We start from the raw sequence: 20,373 nt of genomic DNA, 5'->3' as shown, positions 1-20,373 counted from the left end.
CGTCAGTGTCGCGGATAGGTGAGGAACACGGTCTCGCCCTCGCCCTGGATGCGGATGTCGAAGACGAAACCGGACGCGTCACGCTCCGCGACGAGCGTGCCGCGCCGCTCGGGGTCGACGGTGGCGAGGAACGGGTCGTCGGAGTGCTCCGGGAGGTAGGCCCGGGTGAAGAGCCGGTTGAGCAGCCCGCGGGCGAAGACGGTCAGGGCGAAGAAGGGCGCTCCAGGGGTGAGCGTGGAGAACGAGTAGTGACCCGTGTCGTCGGTCGAGGCTCGGCCCCAGCCGGTGAACGTGAAGCCGTCGCGACGCAGCGAACCGGCACCGGACGGTACGTCGCCGTCGGGCGCGGCCTGCCAGAGCTCGATCAGCGCGTCGGGCACCGGGTCACCGTGGCCGTCGAGCACGCGTCCGTGCAGCTGGACCGCGTCGGGGTGGCCGGCTGGGACCAGCACCGAGTCGCCGTCGAACGGGAGTGCGTAGCCGAAGAACGGGCCGATCGTCTGGCCTGGGGTGGGGATCAGAGTCATGCGTCGACGTCCTCCTCGAGCGGCGTCCGGTGGGTGCCGGTCAGCACGATGTCCCAGCGGTAGCCGGTGCACCACTCGGGCTGGGTCACGTCGTGGTCGTAGGTCGCGACCAGCCGCTCGCGGGCGGCCGGGTCGACGATGCCCTGGTAGATCGGGTCGAGGGCGAACAGCGGGTCTCCGGGGAAGTACATCTGGGTGACCATGCGCTGGGTGAACTCGGTGCCGAAGAGCGAGAAGTGGATGTGCGCCGGCCGCCAGGCGTTGCGGTGGTTGCGCCACGGGTAGGGACCGGGCTTGATGGTCGTGAACCGGTAGACGCCGTCGTCGTCGGTGAGGCAGCGCCCGGTGCCGGTGAAGTTGGGGTCGATCGGGGCCGGGTGCTGGTCCCGCTTGTGGATGTATCGCCCGCCGGCGTTCGCCTGCCAGATCTCCACCAGTTGGTGGCGCACCGGTCGCCCGTCGCCGTCGACGACCCGGCCCGTGACGACCATCCGCTCGCCGATCGGCTCACCGCGGTGCTGGATCGTGAGGTCGGCCTCGAGGGCGTGGACGTCCTGGTGCCCGAACGCCGGCGCCCACAGCTCGACGCCCTCCGGGTCCGCGTGGTGCAGGTCCTTGGTGGGATGGCGTAGCAGGCTGCTGCGGTAGGGCGGGTAGTCCAGGCGCGGCTGCGTCTCGGGCCCGGTCTCGGCTCGCGCCGCGACGTACTCCTTGGCGATGGCCGCGATCTCGTCGTCGACCTCGGCCTGGGTGGACAGGTTCACGCCAAGTGACGCTAGGGGCCAGGGGCCCTCACCCCTAGCGCTTGCTTCCGTTGAGTGGAAGTGTGAGGACGAGCATGGCCGGCCGCACCTCCACTCCTGGCGCCAGCGTCACCAGCAGGGCGCTGGCACTGCTCGGCGCCTTCGACGAGAAGCACCGCCGGCTGTCGCTGACCGAGCTCGCAGCGCGGGCTGAGCTCCCACTGCCCACCGCGCACCGGCTCGTCGCCGAGCTCGTCGACTGGGGCGCGCTCGCGCGCACCACCGACGGCCGCTATGTCGTGGGGCGCAGGCTGTGGGACCTCGGGCTGCTGGCGCCCATGCAGACCGGCCTGCGCCAGCTCGCCTCGCCCTATCTGCACGACCTCTACGGCGCGACGCTGGCCACCGTCCACCTCGCCGTGCGCGACGACCTCGAGGTCCTCTACGTCGACCGGCTCGCGGGTCACGCATCCGTGCCGGTGGTGAGCCAGATCGGGTCGCGCCTGCCCATCCACGCGACGGGGGTCGGGAAGGTGCTCCTGGCGCACGCACCGCCGGAGGTCCAGGCGCGGGTGCTCGGGGCGAGGCTGGCGCGGCTGACGCCGTACACGATCACCCAGCCGGGGGCGTTGCGCCGCCAGCTCTCGCGGGTGCTGCGCGACGACTACGCGACCACGGTCGAGGAGATGTCGCTCGGCGCGTGCTCGGTCGCGGTGCCGATTCGGCGCGACGAGTCAGTGGTCGCCTCCTTGGGCATCGTGCTGCCGCGCCTCGGCAAGGACCGGCCCCGCCTGGTGGCCGCGCTCCAGGTCGCGGCGCGCGGCATCGGACGCTCCCTGAGCGAGCTTCCGGCCAGTGGAAGTGGGTCGTAGGCCCTCCCGCCCCGGCGGCGCCAGACTGACCGCATGAGAACCGAGGTTGCGATCATCGGCGCCGGACCGGCCGGGCTGCTGCTCGCCCACCTGCTGGCCGCCGACGGCATCGAGTCGGTGGTCGTCGAGAGCCGCAGCGAGGAGTACGTCGCGGCGCGGATCCGCGCCGGGATCCTCGAGCAGTCGACGGTGGACCTGCTGCGCGACAGCGGCCTGGGTGACCGGCTCGAGCGCGAGGGCGACGAGCACCGCGGGATCTACCTCCAGTGGCCCCACGAGCGCCATCACCTCGACTTCGTGGACCTGACCGGCCGCTCGGTCTGGGTCTACGGGCAGACCGAGGTGCAGAAGGACCTCGTCGCCGCGGCCCGGGCCCGGGGCCAGGAGATCCACTACGAGGTGAGCGACACCGCGCTGCACGACCTCGAGTCCGAGCGGCCGTCGGTGACCTTCACCGACTCGTCGGGGGCCGCCCAGCGCCTCGAGGCCGACGTCGTCGTCGGGTGTGACGGCTCGTTCGGCCCGTCGCGCACCTCGGTTCCTGAGCCCCTGCGGCGTTCGTGGGAGAAGGTCTACCCCTACTCCTGGCTCGGGGTGCTCGCCGACGTCGCGCCCTCGACCGACGAGCTCATCTATGCCTGGCATCCCGACGGGTTCGCCTTGCACTCGATGCGCTCGGCCACGGTGTCCCGGCTCTACCTCCAGGTGCCCAGCGAGACCCCAGTCGAGGAGTGGTCCGACGACCGGATCTGGGAGGCCCTGGCCACGCGCCTGGGCCACGGCCAGGACGGCTGGACGCTGACACCGGGCCCGATCACCGAGAAGTCGGTGTTGCCGATGCGCTCCTTCGTCCAGTCGCCGATGCGGTACGGCCGGCTGTTCCTCGCGGGCGACGCCGCCCACATCGTGCCGCCGACGGGAGCCAAGGGCCTCAACCTCGCGGCCGCCGACGTGGGCCTGCTCGCACCCGCCCTCGTCGCGCTGCTGCGCAAGGGGGACGACGGCCTCGCGGCGGCGTACTCCGACACCGCCCTGCGCCGGGTGTGGCGGTGCACCCACTTCTCCTGGTGGATGACCACCATGCTGCACACCAGCGGCGACCCGTTCGACGCCCAGCTGCAGCTGTCCCAGCTGAGGTGGGTCACCTCGAGCGAGGCCGGCGCGACAGGCCTGGCCGAGAACTACGCCGGCCTCCCGATCGGTTTCTGACCCCACAACCCCGGGAGCCCCATGTCCACCGTCCCCCGCCGAGTCGTCACCGGCCACACCGCCGACGGCGTCTCCGTCGTCCTCTCCGACGGGCCGGTCCCGGTCAGCCGTGAGCTGCCCGAGGACGGCGTCGCGTTCCACGAGGTCTGGAACACCACGGGGGCGCCAGCGCCGCTCACCGCGGCCGAGGATGCCGACCCGACCGAGCGCGAGCTGGCCGTGCCTCCCCCGCCGCTGGGGACCAAGATCCGGATCAACGAGTTCGCGCCGGGGTTCCTGGACGAGCGCGGACTGCAGTCCCCGATGCATCGGACCGCGTCCGTCGACTACGGCATCGTGCTCGAGGGCGAGATCACCTTGGTCCTCGACGACTCCGAGGTGACCCTGCGGGCGGGCGACATCGTCGTGCAGCGCGGCACCGACCATGCTTGGGCCAACCGCGGCGACACCGTGGCCCGGGTCTGCTTCGTGCTGGTCGACGGTGAGTTCACCCCGGAGCTGGCGGCGACGCTGCCCGACGGCGCCCTCGACCGGCTGTCTCGGAAGGGCCCCCGGGACTAGGGCGCGTCGCCGGGGACCAGCCCCGCCAGCAGCTTGTCGCCGATCCGGCGCAGGTCCACGAGGTCGCGCGCGGTGAGCCGGTCGATCACCAGCTCACGCACACTCTCGAGGTGGTGTGGCCAGGCCTCCTCGAGCCGGCGCAGACCGGCGGCGGTCAGGGTCACCAGCCCGACCCGGGCGTCCTCACCGGCGGCCCGACGCACGACGAGGCCGTCGTCCACCAGTCCGGCGATGATGCGCGTCAGCCGGCTCGGCGAGACCGTGGCCCCGAAGGCGAGGTCGCCCATCCGCAGCGTCCGCTCCGGCGCCTCCGACAGCCGCATGAGCACGCCGTAGCGGGTCAGTGAGATGTCGCTGCGCCGCTCCAGCTGGTCGTCGATCGCGCGGGGCAGCAGGACCATCAGCTTCGCGAGCGACCGCCAGGCGGCCTCCTCGGACTCGGTCAGGGGCACCGGCTTCGACGTCACGCCTCCAGTCTCCGCCAAAAACTTGCGATAGCAAGGAATAGGGCCGCGGGATCACTTGCTAGAGCAACTATTCCGCCCGCAAGCCCTCAGCGAATCGAGCATCACGATGGACGTCCTCACCTGGATCCTCTCCGGCCTGCTGGCCGCGGTCTTCCTCGCCGCCGGCCTCAACAAGCTCGCCGGCCCGCGGGAGCGGCTGCTCGCCAACCCCCAGATGGGCTGGGTCGAGGACCTCACGTCCCCGCAGGTCAAGGCGATAGCCACGCTCGAGGTGCTCGGCGCCGTCGGAGTGGTGGTGCCGTGGCTCGTCGACGTCGCCCCGGTCCTCAGCCCGGTTTCCGCGCTCGGCCTCGGCGCGATCATGCTCGGTGCGCTGGTCACCCACCGCCGCCGGGGAGAGCTCGCCAAGGTCGGCCCCCTCAACGGCGCCCTCCTCGTCCTGGCCGTCGGGGTCGCGGTGCTGCGGTTCGCCCAGCTCTGACCGCCGAGCCCACGGCTTGTCCCCGCCGCCTCGGCTCAGCGCCCCCGGCTGCGCAACGCCTCCAGGCCGTCAAGGACCAGCTCACGGCCGATCTCGAACTCCTCACCGAAGTCGTAGCCCGGCTGCATGACATGCTCCTTCGCGATCTCCGTCATGTAGGGGTAGGCGCCCTCGAAGGTCGCCATGATCCCCCTGGCCAGCTCACCCGCGTCCTCCGGCCTGCCGATCGGGAGCGAGGTCTCCTGCACGGCGAACCCGTAGACGTAGCTGTCGATCAGCGCGTAGGCGTGGGCCGCCGCGGCCACCGAGAAGCCACCCCGACGCAGGGTCGCCAGCGTCGCTTCGTGCCGGCTGAGCGACGCGGGGCCCGGCGTGGTGCGCGACTCCATCAGGGCGATCGCCCACGGGTGGCGCCGCAGCGCCTCGCGCGCCGAGCCCATCCGGCGGGAGATCTCGGGGCGCCACGGTCCCTCGGGCGACGGCGGGTCGATCTCGGCGAAGACCAGGTCGACCAGGCCGTCGAGGATCTCCTCCTTGGTGGAGACGTAGTGGTAGACGGCCATCGGTGAGGCACCGAGGCGCTTGGCGACCGACCTGATCGTCAGGCCTGCGAGGCCGCCCTCGTCGGCGGTCTCGAGGGCTGCCTGCAGCACCCGGTCGCGGCTCAGCTGTGTCTGTCGCGGCAAGTCGTCATCCTTCCGGGTCGGCCTTCCGGGGTGGCGGTCTCGTACTTTGTACAGTACCGTGGCTTTACTAAGTACGAAACCCCGACGCGACAACGACCCTAGGAACCGCCATGAGAGCCATCACCCAGGACGCCTACGGCCCGCTGGAGGTCCTGCAGCCGGCCGACCTCCCCCGCCCGACGATCTCGCCGGACGAGGTGCTCGTGGAGGTGGCCGCCGCCGGCCTCGACCGCGGCACCTGGCACGTCATGCACGGCAAGCCCTACCTCGCTCGCCTCGCTCTCGGTCTGCGCCGGCCGAGGCGGCGGGTGCCCGGGCTCGACCTGGTCGGGACCGTGGCCGAGGTGGGCGCGTCGGTCCCGGGCTGGTCGGTCGGCGACGAGGTCTACGGGATCGGCAAGGGCAGCTTCGCGGAGTACGCCGCGGCCAATCCCGGCAAGCTCTCCCGCCGCCCGGCCGGGCTGACCGACGAGCAGGCCGCCGTCGTTCCCGTCTCGGCACTGACCGCCTGGCAGGCCGTCACCCGCGCCGGCCGGGTCGAGCCGGGACACCAGGTGCTGGTGACCGGAGCCTCCGGCGGCGTCGGCACCTATGCCGTGCAGGTCGCGGTCGCCCTCGGCGCCGAGGTCACCGCGGTCTGCAGCGCGGGCAAGGCCGACCTCGTCCGCTCACTGGGCGCCACGCACGTCCTGGACTACGCGACCGACGATCTCGCCGACGGCACCAGGCACTACGACGTCATCGTGGACATCGCCGGCAACACGCCGCTCAAGCGGCTCCGCCGGGTGCTCAGCCCTCGTGGCCGGGTCGTGATCGTCGGCGGCGAGACCGGGTCGGCGCTCGCAGGCGGGCTCGGGCGACCGATCTGGGGCGCCCTGACCTCACCGGTGCGCAAGCAGAAGGTCGTCATGTTCCTGGCCAAGGAGACGGGCGCCGACCTGGGCCCGATCACCGACCTCATCGAGTCGGGGCGGCTGACCCCGGTCGTCGACACCGTGTTCCCGCTGGAGAAGGCGGCCGACGCGATGGCCCACCTGGAGTCCGGCCGGACCCGGGGGAAGATCGCGATCTCGGTCAGGCCCTGACGAGGACCTTCTTGGGAGCGAGCATGCCTTCCTTGCGGGCGACCAGCACCGCGGCGGCGATGGTCACAGCCGTCGCGAGCACGTTGAAGGTCACCACGGAGACTCCCTGGACGAGCACGAAGGTCTCCAACGACTGCGAGTAGAGGAGCCAGAGCACGAAGACCGCCTTGCCGAGACACAGGGTCGCCCACATGATCGTGAGGTTCCGGAAGAGCCGCTGGACCCGCGGTCGCAAGGACAGCTCCTTGTCCATCGGGTAGAAGTCGCCGGCGAGGCGGGCCACCATCGGCCGGGCCGAGGCGAGCGAGAGCAGGAACGCCGCGCCGACGACGGCGTCGCTGATCACCGGCTGGAGGAAGTAGAGGAAGGTGCTGTCCGCGGCCAGGGCGATCAGTGTTCGGCCGGTCAGGATCGTGGCGGTCAGGATCAGCAGACCGGAGGTGCGCCGGCCCGTCAGTGCCCGGAACGCGATCGCCCCGTAGGCCCAGCCGAGCGCCGCGACCATCGCGGTCCAGACGCCGGTGGTGGCGAAGAAGGCGTAGAAGAGCGCGATCGGCACGACACAGGCGACCAGCAGGCTCTGCGCGACCCGGCGGACGATCTCGCCGAGGTGCGGACGTTGGGCAGGCTCCAGCCCGGTCTCGGTGGGGGAGAGGCCGGGGGGAGCCATGTGGCCGACTCTCGCCGAAGCAGCGGGAGCGCGGGACGGAATCACGGAAACCGGGACCCACTGGTCCTGACCTGCTCGTCCACCGCTCGTGCAAATCTCGGCGGTTCTCGCACCTGATGCCACCGGCGCGCCTATCCTGCTCCGCTCGCCGTCCGAGATGTCGACCACCAGTGACTCCAATACACCCTGCGTTGCCGTGCTGTGTGCAAGGGCATGTCCCGGGTGAGATCTCTACCCAGGACACCACACAACCGGCGCGGGACCGCAAACGGCGACTCCCCATCCCAGGGCTGATTAGCCTGCTGGCATGCGCCTGAAGCTCGGCCGGCCGGACATCGAGCACTACCGACAGCGCTTCGACGTCCCCGCCGCCGAAGGCGACCTCGCCGTCACCTTCCTCGGCGTCGCGACGCTGCTCTTCGACGACGGCGAGTCGGCGGTGCTGTTCGACGGGTTCTTCTCCCGGCCGTCGCTGCTCAAGGTCGCGCTGCGGCCGATCCCCCCGGACCACGACCGGATCGACGCAGCGCTCCATCGCATCGGCTTCGGCGACGGACGACGCCGGCTCGGCGCGGTGGTCCCCGTGCACACGCACTTCGACCACGCCATGGACTCGGCCGTCGTCGCGGGGCGGACCGGCGCGACGCTGGTCGGTGGCGAGTCCACGGCGAACGTCGGCCGCGGCGGCGGCCTCGCCGACGACCGGATCCAGGTCGTCACCGACGGCGAGCGGGCGACGTACGGCGCGTTCACGCTCGACTTCGTGGTCTCGGAGCACTGCCCGCCCGACAGATTCCCCGGCACCATCGACGCGCCGGTCGTGCCGCCGGTCAAGGCCACGGACTACCACTGCGGTGAGGCCTGGTCGGTGCTCGTCACGCACACCAGCGGCCGGTCGGCCCTCGTCCAGGGCAGCGCCGGCTTCGTGCCCGGCGCCCTCCAGGGCCGGAGCGCGGACGTCGTCTACCTCGGCATCGGCCAGCTCGGCGTCCAGAGCGAGGACTACATCCGCACCTACTGGGCCGAGACCGTCACCGCCGTCGCCGCCAAGCGCGTCGTGCTCATCCACTGGGACGACTTCTTCCGCGGCTTGGACAAGCCGTTGCGTGCTCTCCCCTTCATGGGTGACGACCTCGACGTGACCATGCGGGTCCTTGGGGAGCTGGCGGCACAGCAGCAGGTCGCGCTCCACCTCCCCACGGTCTTCCGGCGCGAGGACCCCTGGACGGACCTGGGCTGAGCGTCAGGCCGACAGCTCGGCCAGGGTGTCCTCGACCCAGTCGGCGACGAAGGCGTTGATGTGCGGCATGTGGTCGAGCCCCACGTGCTCGGCGGCACCCTCGTCCACGGTGAAGATGCGCAGCTCCCGCTTCGGGCTGTTGACCGCCTGGTCGTACGACTGGTGGGCGTAGTCCACAGAGATCTGCCGGTCGTTCTCGCCGTGCGCGATGAGGAAGGGGACGGTGATCTTCTCCACGACGCCGTTCAGGTGGATGCCCTCGGCGTACTCGATGAACTTGTCGACATCGTCGAAGCCCCACACCCAGAGCACGTGCTCCCAGTAGTGCGGGACGGGGTTCTCGCCCTCGCGCTGGAGCCGCTTCTTCTGCACCTCGCCCCAGTTGTGGTTGGCGCCCCAGACGGCGACGAACCTGAGCCGCTTCTCGTACGCCGCCGCGCGCGGGCAGTAGTAGCCACCGAGGCTCCATCCGGCCAGGCCGATCCGGTCGGCAGCCACGTCGCTGCGGGTCTCGAGGTAGTCGACGCAGGCCGAGGCCCAGTCCTCGGTCTCGATGCGCGCCTTGAGGTCCTGGAAGCGCAGCGCCTCGCCCGAGCCGGGGCAGTCGACCATGAGCACCGACACCCCCCGCGCCCGCATCTCCTGCGGCCAGCCGGAGGTGTACATGTGCTCCTTGGTGGAGTCCAGGCCGTTCCACATGACCACGCACGGCACCGGCTCGCCGTCGGTGCTCGCGTTGGAGAAGTAGGCCGGCAGCGTGGTCCCCTCGAAGGGGACCTCGACCCGGGTCGTCCACGGATCCGCGATCTCGAAGACCTTGGCGAAGGCGTCCAACGCCTGCTGGTAGAAGGCACGACGGTCCGGGTCGGCGTTGCTCAGCATCCGCTCCGCCTGGCAGACATAGAGCCCGGAGCGGTACCACTGCTGGCCGGCGGTGCGCAGGTGGCCGGCGGCCTCGGAGGCCCGGGCCTGGGCGGCCACCTGGTCGGCCACCGCCTTCCACGACTGCATGAACAGGCGGCTCCCGGAGTCGACGTCCGGCGCCTCCCGGGCCGGCCGGCAGGCGCGGTCGACCTCGTCGATGGCGCCGCCGTTGTTCAGGGTCGCGCACACCCCGAGGTTCCAGATGTACTTGGGCCCGGTGAAGTACTCGAACATGGCTCCGACTGTGGCCCGTGGCGGCTCCGCCCGGAAGCCGGACGTCGTGATGCCGGTCATCGGTGGGCGCGATGCCTGCCGATGACGACTGCCTATCCTGGGCACACAGTGGCATGCTGGAAGGAGTCACCCTTGTCCCCGCTGGCGTCTTCACTCTCGCGCCCAGGAGAACGGTGACTCGCATGTCACAGACCCAGCAGTCCCGAGCCACGCAGTCACCAGCCGGGCACCTGAGCGCCGACGACGTCGCGAACATCGAGCGCGAGCTGGACGCACTGCGACAGCGCGTTCTGGACAGCCGGGGCGCCCGCGACGCGGCGTACATCCGGCGCGTGATCCTCGTGCAGCGCAGTCTCGAGCTGGGCGGTCGCCTGGTGCTGCTGGCGGGCCGTCGCCGCCCGGCGTGGCTCCTGGGCACCGCAGCCCTCTCGCTCGCCAAGATCCTCGACAACATGGAGATCGGGCACAACGTGCTGCACGGCCAGTGGGACTGGATGCGTGACCCGAAGATCCACTCGACGACGTGGGAGTGGGACCACACATCGCCGGCCCGTCACTGGCAGCGGACCCACAACGACACGCACCACAAGTTCACCAACATCGTCGGCAAGGACAACGACCTGGGCTGGGGCATCATGCGGGTCGACGAGAGCCAGCCGTGGCAGCCGAGGCACCTGGCGCAGCCCGTCGTGAACTTCGTGACCGCGTGCATCTTCGAGTGGGGCATCACGACCTACGACCTCGACCTCGGCGCGACCCTGCAGGAGAGGCGCAACCCGTCACCCGAGACCCGGGTCCGGCTGCGCGAGGCCATGCACAAGGCCGGCCGCCAGCTCGCGAAGGACTACCTGGTCTACCCGCTCCTGTCCGGGCCGGGCTTCCGGCGCACGCTCGCGGCCAACGCCACGGCCAACCTGGTCCGCAACCTGTGGAGCCACTCGGTGATCATGTGCGGGCACTTCCCCGAGGGTGTCGAGACCTTCGAGCAGGAGGTCCTCGACGAGCACGAGACGCGCGGCGAGTGGTACCTGCGGCAGATGCTGGGCTCCGCGAACATCTCCGGCGGCCCGTTGCTGCACCTGATGACCGGCAACCTGTCGCACCAGATCGAGCACCACATCTACCCGGACCTGCCCAGCGTCCGCTACGGCGAGGTCGCCGTCGAGGTCGAGGACCTCTTCGAGCGCTACGGGCTCAGCTACAACGCCCGCCCGGTGGTGCGCCAGGTGGCCTCGGCCTGGCACCGGGTGGTCCGGCTGTCGCTGCCGAACGGCTGGCTCGAGGAGACCAACCGCAGAAACCTCGGGCGCCAGCTGGTGGCGCTCGGCCGGATGGTGAGGCGCGGAGTCCCGAACCCGGAGTGAGGCGAGGCGGCCGCGTCGGCCCGGAGCTGTCGGTGTCACCACCTACTGTCAGCCCGGTGATGACTCCATGAGCAAGGAAGCAGCAGTCCGGGCGATGCGGGAGGCCCGTTACGCCCGGAGGTCGGCCACCGCGCCGCTCCCCGCCAAGCCGTTGAAGCTGGTCAAGCCGGGCGCGGAGCTCCCGGTCGCCCCGCCCGTCGTGGACACCTCGGCAGCCGAGCTCTGCGGTCACCGGTCGATGAACGGCCGCACCTGCACCCGCGAGCAGGGCCACACGGCCAAGAGCCACCGCTACGGCTGACCCTCGTCCGCCCACCTCGGGTCAGGGGCTGACCAGCCCCGACTCGTACGCCGCGATGACGGCCTGGACGCGGTCGCGCACCCCGAGCTTGGCCAGGACCGTCGCCACGTGCGTCTTCACGGTGCCCGGCGAGACCCCCAGCTCCGCGGCGATCTCGGCGTTGCTCTGGCCCCTGGCCAGGTGGACCAGCACCTCGCGCTCGCGTGGCGTGAGCGCGAGGTCGGGGACCGCGCGGACCGGGCCCCGGTGGTCGCGGAAGTGCGCCACCACCGCGGCGGTGACGGCCGGGTCGAGACGGCTCTCGCCGCGCGCCACCGCGGCGACGGCCTCGAGCAGGTCCTCCGCGCGGACGTCCTTGAGCAGGAAGCCCGCGGCACCCGCGGCCAGCGCCGCGAAGACCAGGTCGTCGGTGCCGAAGGTCGTGAGCACGAGGACGCGCGTGCCGGGCAGCTCCGCGGTGATCCGCCGCGTGGCCTCGATGCCGTCCATCTCCGGCATCCGCAGGTCCAGCATCGCCACGTCGGGCTGGGTCCGGTGGGCCTCGGCCACGGCTCGCACGCCGTCGCCGACCTGCGCGACGACGACGAAGTCCTCGCGGCTCCCCAGCATCGTCACGATGCCGTCCCGCACGAGCTGCTGGTCCTCGGCGACCAGGATCCGGGTCCGCTCGGTCATACCCGAGCCCCCGAGCGCAGCGGCAGCCGAGCGGACACGACGTACTCGTCGCCCCGCACCCCGGCCTCGAACGTCCCGCCCAGAGCGGCGGCCCGCTCACGCATGCCGGCCAGTCCGCGGCCCGCGGCCCGAGGGTCCCGATCGGCTCCCGACGCCGGCTCGTGGGAGTTGGCGACCGTGAGGCACAGCCGCGAGCCGCTCAGCTCGAGCTCGACACGGGTCGGGACCAGGCCCTGGTGACGCATCACGTTGGTGAGCGCCTCCTGCACGATGCGGTACGCCGCCAGACCGGCGCTGGAGCCCGCGACCGGGTCGCCGGTCAGCAGCTCCGGTGGCCTGCAGACCAGGTCGACGGGCAGACCCGCCTCCTTGACCCCCTCGACCAGACCCGCCACAGCCGCCAGTCCGGGCAACGGCGCGTGCAGCTCGCCGGCCCCGTCGCGGAGGACCCCGAGCATGCCGCGCAGCTCGGTCAGCGCCGTGCGGCCGGACTCCTCGATGGCGGCCAGCGCGTCGCCCGTCCTGCCCGCCTCCGCGCCGAGCCGCAGCCGCTCGGCGCCGGCCTGCACGACCATGACCGACACGGCGTGCGCCACGACGTCATGCATCTCGCGGGCGATCCGGTCCCGCTCGGCCTGGGCGCTCTCGGCGGCCGCGGTCCGTGCCTCCACCTCCAGGAGCGCGGAGCGGCCCGCGTGCTCGGCGGCCACCTCGGTGCGGCGGCGCACGAACGTGCCCGCCGCCCACGCTCCGGCCCATAGCATCCACGGCCAGAAGTCGTCAGGATGCCCTTCCTCCGTGACGATCCACGCGACGCCCGTGAGCACGGCGGTGACCGCGCCAGTGGCCACCGCCCGGACCCCGCGGGTCAAGGACGAGGCCGTGTAGAGGGCGACGAGCACCGGCAGGATGGCCAGCTGCGGGGCGAACTCCCCCGTCGCCACCGCACTCACGGCGAAGTGCCCTGAGCAGACCACCACCGCGACCAGGGCTGGGTGCGACCGCCGCCAGGCCAGCGGCACGGCGACGACGACGGATCCGAGCAGCAGCGGTCCGCGCGGTGTCATGTCGGCGTTCGGTGCGACCTCGGTGACCAGCAGCACCAGGAACAGCGTGGCCAGCGCGGCGTCGACGGCCGACCAGCCAGCCGGTCGCCGGTCGGCCGACCAACGCGACGCGGACAGGGTCTCGGTCACGCCTGAATGCAACCGCGTCGGTGCCGCTCCGGCCTCTGCCGGACGGGCTAGTCCCGCCGGTGGTCCTCGCCCGGACGGCAGAGGGCGATGGAGGTCGCGCGGCCGATGGCGCGCGCTCGTCGCGCTCCTAGCGTCGACGGCATGACAACTCTCAGAAGGACCTTCATCGCCCTGTCCCTCACCTGCGGCGCAGCCTGGCTGCTCAAGCAGGTCGCCATCGTCGCCTCCGGAGGAGGGGACGCCGAGTCGACGCTGATCGCCGCCCTCTGGGCGACCGGGATGATCACGTTCGTCCTGGCCTCCGCGACCGGAACCGCGCTAGTGCTACGCGCGCTGCCCACGTGGGCGCGCGTCGTCGTCGGCATCGTGGCCGCGCCGGTCTCGTTCCTGGTCCTCGGGGCCCTCGACCCCGTCGTCGACGCGATCTACACGGCCGACGGCTGGTTCGCCCAGGAGATCCCGCTCGTGCTCGCCGCGCTCGTCATGGCAGCTCTGGGTGCGCGGACGCTCAGCGGCACCCGCGACGCCTGAGCTCCCGGCGCTCTGGCCCCGTCCAGCCTTTCGATCCCGGCGCTGGCCGGTGGTCGTTCAGAGCTCGACGTACACCTCGTCGCCCTCGACCACGACGTCGTACGTCGTCAGCGGCGATGGCTTCCTGCCGAGTGCGATCATCCTGCGCGACCAGCGCGGCATGTCCCTCCCGGCGAAGCCGGGCGCCCAGTCGAGGTTCTCGCCCGATGCGAGGTCGAACCGGGAGTTGTGCCACGGGCAGACGACCTGGCCGTCGGCGTACCTCACGCCACCTGGCCCTTTGGTGAGCGAGAGGCCCAGGTGGGGACAGCGATTGCGGGCCGCACAGAGGGAGTCCCCGGCCAACCCGACCACGACGGGCGTGCCCGCAACATCGACGGCGTGCAGCTCGCCGTCGGCGAAGTCCGCCACGCTGCCGACCCTGACTCGACCAGGCATGTCACGTCTCCTCACCTCGGGTGGGTGGTTCCGTTCTACCAGTGGGACGTGGTTGAACGTGGCTGTCGTGTGTGGCGGCAAGCCCGGTGAACGAGAGCGCGATCCCGGCAGTAGGGCTGGTTCAGCCTTGGCGTCAGCCGCGCGTGAGCCGACCGTCAAACGCGGCGGAGTAGGCGCATCGCCGAGCAGCAGATCCGGTCAGGGATCGTCATGCGGACCTTGCCGATCCGTTAACGGGTTGTGCAGGCAGCGCGGTGCGAGTCGCGCGACATCAGCTCTGCGTGGTTGGTGGGCAGGTCAGAGATTGCGCTCGTGCTCAGCACCTTCGGCGGGCCGAAGTTGGGCCGGAACGTGGCTCAGTCGCCGTCGCGCAGGGCGAGCAGCTCCACCTCGGCACGCTCGCACTCCGCGCGGAGCACCTCGGCGTCGCCGAGGGCGTGGGCTAGTACTGTCGCGCCCTGCATTTTGGCGACGAGTTGGGTCGCGGCGTCGACGGGGCGCGGGTGAGCCATGGCGGAGTAGTTGACGGCCGCCCAGGCGATGGTGGCGGCGAAGATCTCGCCGGCCTCCGCGCCGAGGTCCGGACTGGTCCTCGTGAGGTCGCTGCAGAGCCCGCCGATGGGGCAGCCTCGCGCGGTCAGCAGGTCTGCGCCTTCGCTGGCATGGCGGACGAAGCTGATCAGCCGCTGCGCCGGGTCATCGCTTTCCGCGTCCCAGCGCCTCCGCAGGGCGTCGTACTCCTCTCGGCGTGTGCCGACGACGGCCGCGGCGAGCTCGTCCCTGGACTTGAAGTAGTAGTAGACGTTGCCGATCGGTACGTCGGCTTCCTCGGCGATGATGGCCAGCGTTGCGTTCGACAACCCGACCCGGTGGCTCAGCTCGGTCGCCGCGGCGACCAGGCGCTCGCGCTTGTCCTTGACGGGCATCGTCTTCCTCCGTGGGCGGGGTCGGTCAGAGGGCGATGACAAGAATGATCGCCGCGACAGCAGAGGTGGCCGCGACCAGCAGCGCGGCGGCAAGCGGGCCGCGACGTTCGACCGGGACCGACGGCATCAGCCTCGAGAGACTGGCCAGGACGGCGAGCGGCGGGGCGGCCCGCCAGACGTCCCGCTCGATCTTGCTGCCTCCGGCGCGCACGATGCCGGGCAGGTGCCCTACTGCGCGCATCAGCGGGCCGACCATGGCGCGACTCGTGCCCCGCACCTCCGCGCCGGCGAGAAGGGCGGTGACGGCTCGACGCAAGCCGGCGTCGTCGTTGGCCCAGTGGGCGCGGTACGCGACGGTGCCGTCCGGTCGGACGAGGTAAGCGGAGTTCGGCTTGGGGCTGAACCGGCGGTGGACCGTGCCGTCGATGTCGTCGACCGCGACCTCGTACGCGATCCCGTGGTGCTGCCTCAGCGCCTCGGCGTGGGCACGCTTCTGCGCGGGCGTGCTCGGCTGCGGGATCAGGTCGCCCGGGTGGGCTTCGCGGGTGTTGATGAACACGAAGCGTACGTCGTCCCCGAACTCGCGGTGGAGCTGCGCGAGCCGCGGAGCCGCGCTCTCGGTCACGGGGCAGGTCCGCGACCCGAAGACCATCAGCACCGGTCGCGACCCAAGGGTGGAGTCGGAGAACGTGCCGCCGTCGAGGAGGTCCACGGCGAAAGCGGGCACCTGGTCGCCGGGGCCCGGGTCCTGCGAGCTGAACCACAGGTCGTCGATCAGCAGTCCGGTACGAAATGACTCGAAGCGATAGGCCGGTCCGGCGTCGTGGGATGGGCGCGGCATGGCAGGGCCGCCGGTGGAAGCGGAGCTGCGCAGGGTCATTGGTGGTCTCCTCTGGGGGGTGCGGTCAGGACGTGTGGTCGTGCGTGGGCATGGGCTTTGAGGGAACGGGTGACGCCGAGCAGTCGGACGGCGGTCTCGCTGAGGCGACGGGAGGCGGTGCCAGCCCGGCCGCCCGGGGCGATCACGACCTCGCTCCGCCTGCGCTCCATGGCACGGACGATCCGGCGGGCGGCGCGGGTGGCGGTGACGCTTGGCATCCACGGAAGCTCGCCGACCATGCTCGCGTCGAGGCGGTCCAGCATCGTGTCGCCGCGGAGCGGCCCCGGGATGGCGGTGGTGACGTGAACGCCGGACCCGCGCAGCTCCAGCGACAAAGACCAGCCCACAGATCGCAGGGCCGCCTTGGTCGCGCCGTACCCCGCCAGGTACGGCGACCCGGCGAGGCCGAAGGTCGAGGAGATGTTCACGATGCCTCCGAACCCGCGGGCGACCATCTCAGGCAGCACGGTCCGGGTGAGGAGAAGCGGCGCGGTGAGGTTGGTGGCGATGACGGACTCGAGCTCGTCGGGCGAAGACTCGGCGACCGAGCCCACTGTGGCGACGGCTGCGTTGTTGACGAGGACGTCGATCTTCCCCCACCGGTCCAGGGCGTCGTCAACCAAGCGCCCCCTGTCCGCCGCGACGGTGACGTCGCCGGGGTGCACGGACGTAGAACCCTTGCCGAGTCGCGCGGCCACCTCGAACAGGGCGGCGCGGTCGCGCCCGCCGAGGGCGACGCGGTAGCCGCGCGAGACGAGAGTCGTGGCGATCGCCGCACCAAGGCCGCGGGAGGCACCAGTCACAACCGGAGGAAAGGGCGTCATGACTTGCATGTTAGTCAGACAACTAACTAACATCAAGTCGGGATGCAGACGCCTCCATGGTCCAGCGTTGTCGGCGCTCAGTGGGGGCGCCCGAGCCGGTCGCCTTTTGGGGGCGGGGCGACCCTCGGCCCGCTGCGACGGGGACACAGCCTCGAAGCGCGCCGCGGGCAGGACGCTGCAGAACAGCGCAGGGCCACGCGCCGTCATGCCGAGCGCAAATGGGACGTCCGGCTCCGCGCCATCGACCACCTGCTGCATCCCCTTTGCGCGCGTCTTGTCACCGTTGCCGAGCATCCGCTGGGAGCTGCGAGACCTGGTTGCCGACTAGCGCAACGCCAGGACGCACTGCGGTTGGGCCTCGATGCCGCTTCCAGCTCGTCCTAGGTTTGCCCCTGAGTGGCCTGTTGACGCCTGTCTGAGTCCTCAACGCGGAAGCCGCCGCGTCATCGTGGGCGGAAGGACGCATGCCGCTCGGCCTGGGCGTTGTTGGTCTGAGTCAGGCGGCCCAGTCGAGCCGGATCTCGGGCAGGTTGCGGTAGATCTCGACCACGAGCGGGAGGTCGCTGGTGCAGCCTTTGAGGGCTCGGGTGCCGGTGTGGTCGACGAGGTAGTGGCCGCCGTGGGGGTCGCGCCAGAGATAGATCCCGGCGAAGGGCTGCCGCATCTGCCAGCCGCCGTGGGTCTTGATCCGGTGGTGGGTGGTCGTCATCGGGCCGTAGTTGCCCACTCCTGAGACACCACCCTGGTCGTGCGGGATGGTGTGGTCGACCTGCTGCTGGCGCGACAGGCTGGAGGAGAACGGGAAGACATCGGCCGGCGTCATCAGATGCACGGCCTGTCTATGTCGATCCGGGATCTCGTAGGCATCGACCGGCGCCATCCCCTCCAGGTCGAGGACCGGGGTGATCTTGAACCGGCACATCGGGCCCAGGACGTCGCGGACCCAGGCCTCGGTGACCGGGCCGTGCCCCTCGAGCCGGGCGATCCCGGTGCTGTCGGCGCCCGGGTAGAGGTGGACGTAGAGGTTGACCACCGGGGCACGGTCGTCCAGCTTCGCCCCGGGGTCCTGGTCGGCGCCGGGGGTGAGCAGCATCAACACCGCCTGGACGGTGCGTTCGTCCTCGGTCAGGTCGGGGAAGTCCTCGGCGATCGCCTCGCTGTAGGCATCCACGCTCGCGGCGATCTGCTCGATCACCGGGACCGGGCCGCGGACCAGGAAGGAGGCCATCCCGTGCGCCTCGGCGCGGAGCTTCTTCGCGAACGTCGCCTTGCGGGCGCGTTCTTCCTTCTCCCGGGCCACCGCGGGGTTGGCCTTCGCGATCGCCGCTACGACCAGCGCCTCGAACCTGGTCCACGGGATCCGCCCGTCCGCGGACTCGGCGACCGCGGCGTCGACATATGCGGCCTCCTCGGCCGGCAGGTCACGGGTCTGCCGCACCACGAACCGGGCGTAGGAGGCCTTCACCTCGCCCGCCTCCACACGCGCCCACAACCGCGGCGACCGGTGCACCAGGTCCAGCGCGTCGGCCATCAGCTGACCCGCCGCGAACGTGGTGATCCCCATCCGGGCCCCCAACGCGGCGGCGGCGAACTCGGTCACCTCCGGGGTCCCGTCCCCGCCATAGCACCGGGCCCGCTCCCGCCCCGGCCGGTCACGGTCCCGCGGGTCCAGCCGGTCCCGGGAGTGGATCAGCGCCCACTTGTAGGCACCCCTCAGCTGGTCGACCTGAGCGGTCCGCTCCCGCTCGGCCGCGTCGCCGGCAAAGGCGAGGACATCGTCCCCACCCATGTCGTCCAACGCCGCCGTCCCGACCATGCGCCAACCCAAACAGAGACCACCGACACTGAGGGTCCGGCCGCCGCGGGTCTTCCACACCCCTGCCGTCGCGGCTTCGAGAGGCAGCTCAGCTGACCGTCGGACTGACCCGTCCGGACAGGGCCCCGAGCCCCTCGACCTCCAACCGGACGACGTCGCCCGGTTCGAGCGGCGGCGGAGTCCGGGAGCCGTTCCGACCCCAGAGCTCGGCCAGGCAGCCACCGCCACCGGTCGTACCGGAGGCCAACAGGTCGCCGGCGACCACCAGGGAGTCGCGCGAGGCGTGGCTGATCATCTGCGCGAACGACCAGCCCATCGACGACAGCCGGTCGCGACCGACGAGCTCGGCGTTGACGTACGCCCGGCACTCCAGGTCCAGCGAAGGCAACTCGTCGGCGGTGACGATCGTGGGGCCGATCGAGGTCGCGAAGTCCTTGCCCTTGGCCGGGCCCAGCCCGACCTGCATCTCACGCGCCTGGAGGTCGCGAGCGGACCAGTCGTTGACGATGGTGTAACCGAAGATCGCCGTCTCGGCCTCCTCCTCCGTGACTGAGCGGCAGTCGGCGCCGACGACGACGGCGACTTCCATCTCGAAGTCGAGAGCCCGGCACGAGGCCGGCCGTGGGATCGCCTCGCCCGGTCCGTAGAGCGCGTGCGGGTTGGTGAAGTAGAAGTGCGGCGCGTCGTACCACGCCTCCGGGACGCCGGTGGCGTTGTCGATGGAGCGGCGCACGCCCTCGACGTGGGACTCGAAGGTCACGAAGTCGCGGATGCTCGGTGGCTTGTAGGGCAGCAGCAGGTCCGACTCCGCGAACGGGACCGGCTCGTTGCGGACCGCATCGGCACCGACCTCCAAGGCGCGCTCCAGTCCGAGCTCGACCATCTGCAGGACCGAGAGCGGCAGCAAGTAGGCCGCGTCGCCCTCGAGCACGGCCGCCCCCTGGCGCAGCGTGGCGAGCCTCATGCGGGAGGACGGGTCGCGTCGGCGATGCGCTTGTGCGAGACGTGCGCGGTCAGGCCTCCGTCGATGACGATCTCGGCGCCGTTGTAGTAGGCGGAGTCGTCGGACACGAGGAACACGATCGTGGGCGCGATGTCCGCGGGCACGCCGACCCGCCCCAGCGGGATCTCGGCCAGCGCCGCGTCGGTGAACGCCGGCGACGCGTCCGCCATCAGCGGGGTGTCGACCAGGCCGGGCATCACCGCGTTGACCCGGATCCCCCGCTCCCCCAGCTCGAGCGAGGCGGACCGGGTCAGACCGCGCAGCGCCCACTTGCTCGAGGTGTAGGCCGCCGCCGCGTGTCCGGACATCGCCGCGACCGAGCAGATGTTGACGATCGAGGAACCCCGCGGCATCAGCGGGACCAGGGCCTGGATGCCCAGCAACGGACCGGTCACGTTGATCTCGAAGGTGCGGCGCCAGGTCTCCACGCTCACGTCGGGTAGCCGCTCTCGGGCGGCGACCCCGGCGTTGTTGACCAGCGCATCGACCCGGCCGTGCTGCTCCTCCAGCCACCCGGCGAGCGCGGCCCAGTCCGACTCCGAAGTGACGTCGAGGCGACGCTGCGTCACTCCTGCGGCAGCAGGCGCCGCGAAGTCGAGCACGTCCGTCGCCACGACCTGAGCCCCGGCAGCGGCCAGCGCGTCGACCTCGGCCGCGCCCTGTCCACGCGCGGCGCCGGTGACGACGACGACCTTGCCGTCCAGCCTTCCCACGTCGATG

At 71.4% G+C, this 20,373-nt stretch carries 24 protein-coding genes; 9 read left to right on the top strand and 15 right to left on the bottom strand.

What is annotated here, in order from left to right:
- Nucleotides 1–2 precede the first annotated feature (2 nt).
- Nucleotides 3–527, bottom strand: coding sequence for a protocatechuate 3,4-dioxygenase subunit alpha (gene pcaG / locus ACYVC6_RS03895; protein ID WP_460711156.1), 525 nt, complete (start codon nucleotides 525–527; stop codon nucleotides 3–5).
- Nucleotides 524–1,291, bottom strand: a complete 768-nt coding sequence (gene pcaH, locus ACYVC6_RS03890; protein WP_460711154.1) for a protocatechuate 3,4-dioxygenase subunit beta — start codon at nucleotides 1,289–1,291, stop codon at nucleotides 524–526. Before pcaH ends, pcaG begins: the two co-directional genes overlap by 4 nt.
- Nucleotides 1,292–1,353: 62 nt before the next feature.
- On the opposite strand from pcaH, the gene ACYVC6_RS03885 reads away from it, so the two are divergent.
- From ACYVC6_RS03885 to ACYVC6_RS03875, 3 genes are read left to right on the top strand one after another with little or no spacing between them, the layout of a single operon-like run.
- Nucleotides 1,354–2,142, top strand: coding sequence for an IclR family transcriptional regulator (locus ACYVC6_RS03885; protein WP_460711152.1), 789 nt, complete (start codon nucleotides 1,354–1,356; stop codon nucleotides 2,140–2,142).
- A gap of 33 nt (nucleotides 2,143–2,175) precedes the next feature.
- Entirely contained in the window at nucleotides 2,176–3,351 is a 1,176-nt protein-coding gene (locus ACYVC6_RS03880) for a 4-hydroxybenzoate 3-monooxygenase (RefSeq protein WP_460711150.1), read from the top strand.
- A 21-nt stretch (nucleotides 3,352–3,372) separates the two neighbouring features.
- Nucleotides 3,373–3,912 carry a cupin domain-containing protein gene (locus ACYVC6_RS03875; protein WP_460711148.1) on the top strand — a complete coding sequence of 180 codons (540 nt, stop codon included), beginning with the start codon at nucleotides 3,373–3,375 and terminating at the stop codon, nucleotides 3,910–3,912.
- Here ACYVC6_RS03875 and ACYVC6_RS03870 read toward each other — a convergent pair.
- On the bottom strand, nucleotides 3,909–4,379 hold the full coding sequence (locus ACYVC6_RS03870) for a MarR family winged helix-turn-helix transcriptional regulator (RefSeq protein ID WP_460711146.1): 471 nt from the start codon (nucleotides 4,377–4,379) through the stop codon (nucleotides 3,909–3,911). The two genes, ACYVC6_RS03875 and ACYVC6_RS03870, sit on opposite strands and share 4 nt — an antisense overlap.
- Nucleotides 4,380–4,485: 106 nt before the next feature.
- Between ACYVC6_RS03870 and ACYVC6_RS03865 the strand changes: the two genes are divergently transcribed.
- Entirely contained in the window at nucleotides 4,486–4,860 is a 375-nt protein-coding gene (locus tag ACYVC6_RS03865; protein WP_460711144.1) for a DoxX family protein, read from the top strand.
- Nucleotides 4,861–4,895: 35 nt separating this feature from the next.
- Here ACYVC6_RS03865 and ACYVC6_RS03860 read toward each other — a convergent pair whose 3' ends face one another.
- Nucleotides 4,896–5,546 (bottom strand): TetR/AcrR family transcriptional regulator, encoded by a 651-nt coding sequence (locus tag ACYVC6_RS03860; protein WP_460711142.1) that lies wholly within the window; start codon nucleotides 5,544–5,546, stop codon nucleotides 4,896–4,898.
- A gap of 110 nt (nucleotides 5,547–5,656) precedes the next feature.
- Here ACYVC6_RS03860 and ACYVC6_RS03855 point away from each other — a divergent pair, with 110 nt between their 5' ends.
- A complete protein-coding gene (locus ACYVC6_RS03855; RefSeq protein WP_460711140.1) occupies nucleotides 5,657–6,631 on the top strand; it encodes an NAD(P)-dependent alcohol dehydrogenase in 975 nt (324 codons plus the stop codon).
- Here the strand turns inward: ACYVC6_RS03855 and ACYVC6_RS03850 are convergent.
- Nucleotides 6,621–7,301, bottom strand: coding sequence for a VC0807 family protein (locus ACYVC6_RS03850; RefSeq protein ID WP_460711138.1), 681 nt, complete (start codon nucleotides 7,299–7,301; stop codon nucleotides 6,621–6,623). The genes ACYVC6_RS03855 and ACYVC6_RS03850 overlap by 11 nt on opposite strands.
- Before the next feature lie 307 nt (nucleotides 7,302–7,608).
- On the opposite strand from ACYVC6_RS03850, the gene ACYVC6_RS03845 reads away from it, so the two are divergent.
- A complete protein-coding gene (locus ACYVC6_RS03845; RefSeq protein ID WP_460711136.1) occupies nucleotides 7,609–8,541 on the top strand; it encodes an MBL fold metallo-hydrolase in 933 nt (310 codons plus the stop codon).
- A 3-nt stretch (nucleotides 8,542–8,544) separates the two neighbouring features.
- On the opposite strand, the gene ACYVC6_RS03840 is transcribed toward ACYVC6_RS03845, so the two are convergent.
- Nucleotides 8,545–9,699 carry an alpha/beta hydrolase family protein gene (locus ACYVC6_RS03840; RefSeq protein WP_460711134.1) on the bottom strand — a complete coding sequence of 385 codons (1,155 nt, stop codon included), beginning with the start codon at nucleotides 9,697–9,699 and terminating at the stop codon, nucleotides 8,545–8,547.
- Between the two features lie 182 nt (nucleotides 9,700–9,881).
- On the opposite strand from ACYVC6_RS03840, the gene ACYVC6_RS03835 reads away from it, so the two are divergent.
- Both ACYVC6_RS03835 and ACYVC6_RS03830 read left to right on the top strand, forming a co-directional pair.
- Nucleotides 9,882–11,063, top strand: coding sequence for a fatty acid desaturase family protein (locus ACYVC6_RS03835; protein WP_460711132.1), 1,182 nt, complete (start codon nucleotides 9,882–9,884; stop codon nucleotides 11,061–11,063).
- 67 nt (nucleotides 11,064–11,130) lie between these two features.
- Complete coding sequence (locus ACYVC6_RS03830; RefSeq protein ID WP_460711130.1) at nucleotides 11,131–11,364, top strand: hypothetical protein; 234 nt, start codon at nucleotides 11,131–11,133, stop codon at nucleotides 11,362–11,364.
- Between the two features lie 21 nt (nucleotides 11,365–11,385).
- Here the strand turns inward: ACYVC6_RS03830 and ACYVC6_RS03825 are convergent, their stop codons facing one another.
- On the bottom strand, nucleotides 11,386–12,039 hold the full coding sequence (locus tag ACYVC6_RS03825) for a response regulator (RefSeq protein ID WP_460711128.1): 654 nt from the start codon (nucleotides 12,037–12,039) through the stop codon (nucleotides 11,386–11,388).
- Complete coding sequence (locus ACYVC6_RS03820) at nucleotides 12,036–13,235, bottom strand: sensor histidine kinase (RefSeq protein ID WP_460711126.1); 1,200 nt, start codon at nucleotides 13,233–13,235, stop codon at nucleotides 12,036–12,038. The genes ACYVC6_RS03825 and ACYVC6_RS03820 overlap by 4 nt, the downstream gene beginning before the upstream one ends.
- A 141-nt stretch (nucleotides 13,236–13,376) precedes the next feature.
- Between ACYVC6_RS03820 and ACYVC6_RS03815 the strand changes: the two genes are divergently transcribed.
- Nucleotides 13,377–13,766, top strand: a complete 390-nt coding sequence (locus ACYVC6_RS03815; RefSeq protein WP_460711124.1) for a hypothetical protein — start codon at nucleotides 13,377–13,379, stop codon at nucleotides 13,764–13,766.
- 57 nt (nucleotides 13,767–13,823) lie between these two features.
- Here ACYVC6_RS03815 and ACYVC6_RS03810 read toward each other — a convergent pair whose 3' ends face one another.
- From ACYVC6_RS03810 to ACYVC6_RS03780, 7 genes are all read right to left on the bottom strand, one after another.
- Nucleotides 13,824–14,204, bottom strand: a complete 381-nt coding sequence (locus ACYVC6_RS03810) for a Rieske (2Fe-2S) protein (RefSeq protein WP_460711122.1) — start codon at nucleotides 14,202–14,204, stop codon at nucleotides 13,824–13,826.
- A 356-nt stretch (nucleotides 14,205–14,560) separates the two neighbouring features.
- A complete protein-coding gene (locus ACYVC6_RS03805; protein WP_460711120.1) occupies nucleotides 14,561–15,130 on the bottom strand; it encodes a TetR/AcrR family transcriptional regulator in 570 nt (189 codons plus the stop codon).
- 25 nt (nucleotides 15,131–15,155) lie between these two features.
- Nucleotides 15,156–16,010: a redoxin domain-containing protein gene (locus ACYVC6_RS03800; RefSeq protein ID WP_460711118.1), complete on the bottom strand. Its 855-nt coding sequence runs from the start codon at nucleotides 16,008–16,010 to the stop codon at nucleotides 15,156–15,158.
- Entirely contained in the window at nucleotides 16,007–16,813 is an 807-nt protein-coding gene (locus ACYVC6_RS03795; protein ID WP_460711117.1) for an SDR family NAD(P)-dependent oxidoreductase, read from the bottom strand. Before ACYVC6_RS03795 ends, ACYVC6_RS03800 begins: the two co-directional genes overlap by 4 nt.
- 517 nt (nucleotides 16,814–17,330) lie before the next feature.
- Nucleotides 17,331–18,650: a DUF222 domain-containing protein gene (locus tag ACYVC6_RS03790; protein WP_460711116.1), complete on the bottom strand. Its 1,320-nt coding sequence runs from the start codon at nucleotides 18,648–18,650 to the stop codon at nucleotides 17,331–17,333.
- 88 nt (nucleotides 18,651–18,738) lie between these two features.
- Nucleotides 18,739–19,614 (bottom strand): fumarylacetoacetate hydrolase family protein, encoded by an 876-nt coding sequence (locus ACYVC6_RS03785; protein WP_460711114.1) that lies wholly within the window; start codon nucleotides 19,612–19,614, stop codon nucleotides 18,739–18,741.
- The gene (locus ACYVC6_RS03780) at nucleotides 19,611–20,366 is read right to left on the bottom strand and encodes an SDR family NAD(P)-dependent oxidoreductase (protein WP_460711113.1); all 756 of its coding nucleotides are present in this window, start codon (nucleotides 20,364–20,366) and stop codon (nucleotides 19,611–19,613) included. Before ACYVC6_RS03780 ends, ACYVC6_RS03785 begins: the two co-directional genes overlap by 4 nt.
- Between the last annotated feature and the right edge of the window lie 7 nt (nucleotides 20,367–20,373).

Source organism: Nocardioides dilutus (genome assembly GCF_054779555.1).
This window is presented reverse-complemented; position numbering and strand designations above follow the sequence as displayed.

Bases quoted from the DNA above. Each gene is read 5' to 3' on its own strand.
- pcaG (WP_460711156.1), bottom strand. From the start codon at position 527: ATGACTCTGATCCCCACCCCAGGCCAGACGATCGGCCCGTTCTTCGGC.
- ACYVC6_RS03880 (WP_460711150.1), top strand. From the start codon at position 2,176: ATGAGAACCGAGGTTGCGATCATCGGCGCCGGACCGGCCGGGCTGCTG.
- ACYVC6_RS03875 (WP_460711148.1), top strand. From the start codon at position 3,373: ATGTCCACCGTCCCCCGCCGAGTCGTCACCGGCCACACCGCCGACGGC.
- ACYVC6_RS03865 (WP_460711144.1), top strand. From the start codon at position 4,486: ATGGACGTCCTCACCTGGATCCTCTCCGGCCTGCTGGCCGCGGTCTTC.
- ACYVC6_RS03855 (WP_460711140.1), top strand. From the start codon at position 5,657: ATGAGAGCCATCACCCAGGACGCCTACGGCCCGCTGGAGGTCCTGCAG.
- ACYVC6_RS03850 (WP_460711138.1), bottom strand. From the start codon at position 7,301: ATGGCTCCCCCCGGCCTCTCCCCCACCGAGACCGGGCTGGAGCCTGCC.
- ACYVC6_RS03845 (WP_460711136.1), top strand. From the start codon at position 7,609: ATGCGCCTGAAGCTCGGCCGGCCGGACATCGAGCACTACCGACAGCGC.
- ACYVC6_RS03840 (WP_460711134.1), bottom strand. From the start codon at position 9,699: ATGTTCGAGTACTTCACCGGGCCCAAGTACATCTGGAACCTCGGGGTG.
- ACYVC6_RS03835 (WP_460711132.1), top strand. From the start codon at position 9,882: ATGTCACAGACCCAGCAGTCCCGAGCCACGCAGTCACCAGCCGGGCAC.
- ACYVC6_RS03830 (WP_460711130.1), top strand. From the start codon at position 11,131: ATGAGCAAGGAAGCAGCAGTCCGGGCGATGCGGGAGGCCCGTTACGCC.
- ACYVC6_RS03825 (WP_460711128.1), bottom strand. From the start codon at position 12,039: ATGACCGAGCGGACCCGGATCCTGGTCGCCGAGGACCAGCAGCTCGTG.
- ACYVC6_RS03815 (WP_460711124.1), top strand. From the start codon at position 13,377: ATGACAACTCTCAGAAGGACCTTCATCGCCCTGTCCCTCACCTGCGGC.
- ACYVC6_RS03810 (WP_460711122.1), bottom strand. From the start codon at position 14,204: ATGCCTGGTCGAGTCAGGGTCGGCAGCGTGGCGGACTTCGCCGACGGC.
- ACYVC6_RS03805 (WP_460711120.1), bottom strand. From the start codon at position 15,130: ATGCCCGTCAAGGACAAGCGCGAGCGCCTGGTCGCCGCGGCGACCGAG.
- ACYVC6_RS03800 (WP_460711118.1), bottom strand. From the start codon at position 16,010: ATGACCCTGCGCAGCTCCGCTTCCACCGGCGGCCCTGCCATGCCGCGC.
- ACYVC6_RS03790 (WP_460711116.1), bottom strand. From the start codon at position 18,650: ATGGTCGGGACGGCGGCGTTGGACGACATGGGTGGGGACGATGTCCTC.
- ACYVC6_RS03785 (WP_460711114.1), bottom strand. From the start codon at position 19,614: ATGAGGCTCGCCACGCTGCGCCAGGGGGCGGCCGTGCTCGAGGGCGAC.